The following is a 2247-nucleotide window of genomic DNA, read 5'->3' on the forward strand; positions in this document are numbered from 1 at the left end:
GATCACCTCGCTTTCCCATGTAGGCTCACAGTGGAGTACGTTTTCACACGGCCTGCACCCATCACGGAAGTTCGGCTGTCATCCCGAGGCGCAGCCTCATCTGTGATAAGTGCCGCCCTGCGACAATCCCAGTGCGTCTGAGGCCGGCCGCTATGGCTTTTGAGCGGGGGGTTGAGCCTGCTTCGTGAGATCGGCTAGCCGTTGCTCAAGATCGGCCTCCTGCTGCTCAAGCTGACGGACTTGCGCCTGTATGGTGGCGATCAGAGCAACGGAGGCGCGATCTTCGTCGGCCGTAGCTTGCTCCTCGGAATAAACCGGTTTGAGTGTGCTAGACATGCCGTAATATACCCAAAACAGAGCCAGTTCCGAGTAACAAACCTATTATCGAACAATAGAATGACAGGCCGCGCTCCCGTTTCTTGCTAGAGCCCTAATCGAGCGGCCCAAGCACATTGCGAAAGTATACCGTCACCAAGACCTGCCCCGCTTCGTCGGCAACTCTATCTGCTGCGCGCCCGGTCTACTGCTGCTGCGATCGCTGCGACGGGGGTTGGCCACCAGCAACCGGAAACTAGCGAGCGCCTCATCTTGGGTAGCAGCGAGATCAGGTAGCTCAGGCCGGCGGGGGTGGCGCGGAGCCAAGTCTTGGGATGCGGCGGGTTGACCTGTCAGTGATCCGTTCAGATGCCTAGTGGCCCGCCGGGTTGCCGCGGCTCCTGCTTGCCTGGCCCGCGGCGGACTCAGCCGCCGGCGGGCAGGGCCTGTTGTTGCGCTTGTCCCCGGGCCGGTTCCTGGGCCAGCCGGGCGAAGATGGCCTGGACCGAGGCGGCAGTCGCGCCACGCAGGGCGCCGGCCCGCACCTCCGCCTGGCTCCACATCCAGCTGTGCGGCGGGTCGTCGCGCATGTCCCATTCAGCGAACAGGCGGGTTTCGATGTCGTCGACATGGATCAGCGCGACATCGAGGTGGCGATCGTCCTGCAGGATGCGGCCGAAGGTACGGGTGACCGCGGCGCGGGGACCTTCGAGCAACTGCAGGAACAAGTCGGCCCGGCAGATCAGCGCGCCGGTGATGCAATCTTCGCGGTTGTGCCGGCGAGCGCTGAGCAGGATATCGTCCAGGGTTTGTGCCTCGAAGCCGAAGGGTCGCGAGGCGTAGATCAACTGCATCAGCGGCATCGGTCCAGTTCCTTCCCTTGGCACGGGACGGATACTGGCAGGTTTGCCCCGCCATGCCGAGCAAATGCCCGGCCGGGACGGGGCGGAGGGTGACGCGCCGAGACGCGCCCCCCCCGCCCGCAGAACAGGCCGACGGAGGCGCGATGGAGCCAAGCCCGGGAAGCGGCATCCACTCGATTTGGGCAGGCGGCCGGGGTTTACGCCATCCCGGGTTCCCGCTTCAGGCCAGTATGTAGTTGCAGCCGGCGGTATTCGGCACGGGGATGAGGAGCTGCGGTGCCTCCCGGTCCATCGCCGGCGTCCCGGCGGCGTAGCGCTCATAGGCGATGAAGGGATCATCCGGCAGATATTGCGTATCCGTGTTGCGCAGGATGATGTCGGTCAGGCCGCTGTGGCGGATGAAGGTGGCCGTCGCCTCGTCGAAGCCCCTGACCTCGTGCGCGACCTCGACATCCGACTAGGTCCTGTTGACAAACTGGATTCTCATTGGAGGCAAGTCGTGGTTCAACAATGTCTCTTGGCAGGAGGCGGTGTTGGCACGTTGTCTGATGAGCGACGAGGAATGGGCGGTCTTTCGCCCGTTCCTGACTGGGAACCAGGCACAGGGTGGCCGCCCTGCGCGTGACCACCGGCGCACACTTGGCAGCACGCTGTTAGCCGGACATACCCTGCCCATCTTGGCGGGCGCGCTGCTCGGTGTGGCAGGCACCGCTCTCCTGGCGCCCGTCGGACGCCAAGCCTGAACCCCAGACCCACTGACCAGTCCCCTCAGAACCGCACGCGCAGCGAGGCGCCGATCACCCAGGGGTCCACCGTGCCTCTGGCACGGACCGGCCCGGGGTCCACCTCTATGATCGTGCGGATGAAAACGCGCCGCACGTCAAGGTTGAGCAGCCAGTTGGATGCAAGTTCGAGGTCCACGCCAGCGTTCAGCACGAAGCCCGGCGTGGTCTCGAACCGCACGCGGCTTGCCGGCGGCGTGACCGAGCCGCCGCGGTCCGGGAAGAAGGTCATGCTAGCTGTTTGGTCCCGGGATTTTGTGGTGCGGGTTCTGGATGCATCTAAACGG

2 protein-coding genes are annotated in these 2247 nt (G+C 64.6%); both read right to left on the bottom strand.

Annotated elements, in window-relative coordinates; genetic code table 11:
• Nucleotides 1-740: 740 nt before the first annotated feature.
• A complete protein-coding gene (locus AC5JJ6_RS10450; RefSeq protein ID WP_496041976.1) occupies nt 741-1178 on the bottom strand; it encodes a BLUF domain-containing protein in 438 nt (145 codons plus the stop codon).
• A 768-nt stretch (nt 1179-1946) separates the two neighbouring features.
• Nucleotides 1947-2247 (bottom strand): OmpW family outer membrane protein (locus AC5JJ6_RS10455; RefSeq protein ID WP_496041977.1); only part of this gene is annotated, 301 nt, incomplete at its 5' end.

It is taken from the genome of Skermanella sp. (genome assembly GCF_059503625.1).